Annotated in this window: 5 protein-coding genes; 1 reads left to right on the top strand and 4 read right to left on the bottom strand. The window is 37.7% G+C overall.

Annotated features, from left to right (window positions below):
* Positions 1-564 (bottom strand): rhodanese-like domain-containing protein (locus P8M52_RS00110; protein WP_300305621.1); only part of this gene is annotated, 564 nt, incomplete at its 3' end.
* Positions 565-740: 176 nt separating this feature from the next.
* On the opposite strand from P8M52_RS00110, the gene P8M52_RS00115 reads away from it, so the two are divergent.
* Positions 741-1,367: a DUF302 domain-containing protein gene (locus P8M52_RS00115; protein WP_300305623.1), complete on the top strand. Its 627-nt coding sequence runs from the start codon at positions 741-743 to the stop codon at positions 1,365-1,367.
* A gap of 74 nt (positions 1,368-1,441) precedes the next feature.
* On the opposite strand, the gene P8M52_RS00120 is transcribed toward P8M52_RS00115, so the two are convergent.
* From P8M52_RS00120 to P8M52_RS00130, 3 genes are all read right to left on the bottom strand, one after another.
* Positions 1,442-1,810 (bottom strand): DUF423 domain-containing protein, encoded by a 369-nt coding sequence (locus P8M52_RS00120; RefSeq protein WP_300305625.1) that lies wholly within the window; start codon positions 1,808-1,810, stop codon positions 1,442-1,444.
* Complete coding sequence (locus tag P8M52_RS00125; RefSeq protein ID WP_300305627.1) at positions 1,807-2,448, bottom strand: class I SAM-dependent methyltransferase; 642 nt, start codon at positions 2,446-2,448, stop codon at positions 1,807-1,809. The genes P8M52_RS00120 and P8M52_RS00125 overlap by 4 nt, the downstream gene beginning before the upstream one ends.
* A gap of 18 nt (positions 2,449-2,466) precedes the next feature.
* On the bottom strand, positions 2,467-2,884 hold a 418-nt coding region (locus tag P8M52_RS00130; RefSeq protein WP_300305629.1), incomplete at its 5' end, for a peptidylprolyl isomerase.

Raw genomic sequence — 2,884 nt, forward strand, 5'->3', positions numbered from 1 at the left:
AATAAATGACAAATTGTTATTATGGTTTGAATTTTCGTATGTATATGGCTGTGTGGCACCAATGGCAGAGTAAACACCTTCTGCTACTTCTTCAGGTAGTCTGTATAAAATATTGTTAGACTCATGATCACTAACCTTAACAGGATTTAGCTCATCTTTCCAAGTAAAAAAACCATCGGAATAGTTTTTTACATTGGTATAACCCATATTCTCTAATGTTTTAGCGGCGAGTGGTGAACGAAGGTTGCGTCCACAATAAACAATGATCGGTGTATCTTTAGAGGTGACATGATCAGCAATTTGAAACTCCAGCCAGCCGCGCACAATATTAATATTTTGACCGCGATTAATAGTACCTGTAACTTTAAGCTCGGAAGGTGTACGCACATCAATCAAGACAACATTTGGATCTTCATTCAAAATGTTGTCTAGCTCTGCAGTATTGATATTAATAATTTGTTGGTTGACAGATTCTAGCATTTTATTGCCATCAACAATTTCAATATCAGCATGAGAATTTAGCGCACTTAGTGCTACTGTCAGTGTTAGTATTTTTTTAATCATTTTTTTTTTAATCTTTTATTTATGGTTTAATTATGCCTTAGATTGATTAATTATACTAGTTTTATAAATATTATATAAGAATATTATTGACTTCTAATATTATTAATGTATAATACACACCTACACAGCAGCATTGCTAAAAACTTATAATTATAAAAATCAAAAGAGGGGAAAAAATGAAAAAACTAACAACAATCTTTGCACTTGCAAGCGTACTAACTATGGGTACAGCTAATGCATTCTTTATCAATCCAATGAACGCTATGCAAGATGTAAGCGATGAGATGAGAGAAGCGGTTATCGAAGTAACAGGTGATAAGCCAGAAGAAATTATTGCAGGCGTATTATTAGAAGGTGGTAGCGTAATGCCACAAGAAGTGACTAAAGAGTTATTCATGGAAATGGTACAAGTAACAGAAGTAGAAGAAGGCATTACAGGTCCTGAAGTTGATGAGTCTATCAAATCAATGGCGACTAACGAGTCAATCTTACACGTTGCTTCATTCCCATTAAGCGAGCAAATTACAAACGTAACAGGCAAGCCATACCGTCACCTAACAATTCACAACATTTGTGACGCTGCAACAGCTGGTAAGATTGCTGATGTTGACGATCGTTATGCAGTAATCCTACCTTGTAGAATTGCAGTTGTTGAAGGTAAAGATGGTAAGATCAGAATGATCAGCATGAACTCTGATGTAATGAACTTAATGAACCTACCTAAAGAAGCATACGATCCAGCAAAAGAAGTTGCTGACAAGATGGATGCAATTCTTGAAGGTGCTAAAGAAGGTTCTTTCTAAGCTCAGTCAAAACAAGTAACAACAAAAAGCCTGCATTTGCAGGCTTTTTTATTGGATTTTTTTTAGAATAAAACTTAAGGTTTATTCATTGCTAGTCTTATCAAATTAAGCCAGCCGACCATAAACAACAACCCGCCTATCGGTGTTAAAAATACCAGTGGCTGGTAATAAGTCGCGGTGTATAAATACAAGCTTCCAGAAAACAATACAATAGCAAAGGTAAATAAAATACAGCTTAGTTTGATAATGGATGAAGGCTTAAATTGATAATACGCACACAATGCCGCCAACACAATGGTGTGATACATTTGATACGTAGCGGCCGTTTGAATCCTTGCCAGTTCCTTAGCATTAAGCATATCAACCAATAAGTGCGCTGACATCGCCCCAGCAGCAACGGCTAGCGCACCACTCAATCCAATAAAAATCCAAAGTTTTTTCATTTAAAAAATAACGTTACATCCTTGTCAATAAATTCAACTCGCGCGCCCCACTGAGCGGCTAAGTATTTCATACTGGCTTGGTTAAAAAAACAAATATGGGTTGGGTCAGATTTGTAATACCAGGTGGAAAAATCAATGTCAGTATGAAGCATACCCGTCATCACTGCCAGCACGCCATTGGGTTTAAGCATACCATATAAACGCGCCAGTTCTATACCAGGCTCAGCTAGGTGCTCAGCCACCTCAGTAGCAGTTATAAAATCATAACTATTATTAAACACTTGCGGATGGTTCGCATAGTATTTATCAAATAAATCCACTTCAAAGCCCGCATCCTTAAACATCAGTGATAGTGTTGGCCCAGGGCCACAGCCAAAGTCCAAGCCCTTGGCTTGTGGTTGAATATGTTTTAAAACGGGGTTGAATACGGTTGACAAGAATTGTCGATAACCTGCATCATCAGAATCATTTTGATGTAGATCATAGCGGGATTTTTCATCCTTATTATTTAAATGAAAACGCTTAGCTAAAAAAACCAACTCGCAGTTTGAACACTGCCAGTAGCTTGAATTCTCATTTAAATAATAAGACTGGGTCTTATTGTTACCACACAATGGACAAGACGGATCTTGGTTCATTGTGCAGTGCTCAACTAATTAGTGAGAACAAGATCCTGAATGTACATGGCCGTGCTCTAACTCGTCAGCTGTTGCTTCTCTAACATTCTCAATACTTACATTGAAATGTAGTACTTGACCTGCTAGTGGGTGGTTGGCGTTAATGGTAATTGTTTCTTCGTTGATTTTTTCAACGCGCACGATGAATGGGTTACCCTGCTCATCTTGTGATTGCAACTCCATACCAACTTCTAGGTTGTCAATACCTTGTAAAGCTTCCATTGGAATTTCTTGAATACCTTCTTCGTGATGAACACCGTAGCCATCTTCAGGGTTAACTGATACGTCACAAGACTCGCCGATTTTCATACCTTCAAGGGCTTTTTCTAAACCAGGAATAATATTGCCATGGCCTTGGATAAATGGCATCGGATCTTTACCTACTGATGAATCAATT

It is taken from the genome of Candidatus Thioglobus sp. (assembly GCF_029243085.1).
Classification (GTDB): Bacteria; Pseudomonadota; Gammaproteobacteria; order PS1; family Pseudothioglobaceae; genus Thioglobus_A.

What these genes read in the sequence shown, in the direction of transcription:
- P8M52_RS00115 (WP_300305623.1), top strand. Translation starts at nt 741, where the DNA reads ATGAAAAAACTAACAACAATCTTTGCACTTGCAAGCGTACTAACTATG.
- P8M52_RS00120 (WP_300305625.1), bottom strand. Translation starts at nt 1,810, where the DNA reads ATGAAAAAACTTTGGATTTTTATTGGATTGAGTGGTGCGCTAGCCGTT.
- P8M52_RS00125 (WP_300305627.1), bottom strand. Translation starts at nt 2,448, where the DNA reads ATGAACCAAGATCCGTCTTGTCCATTGTGTGGTAACAATAAGACCCAG.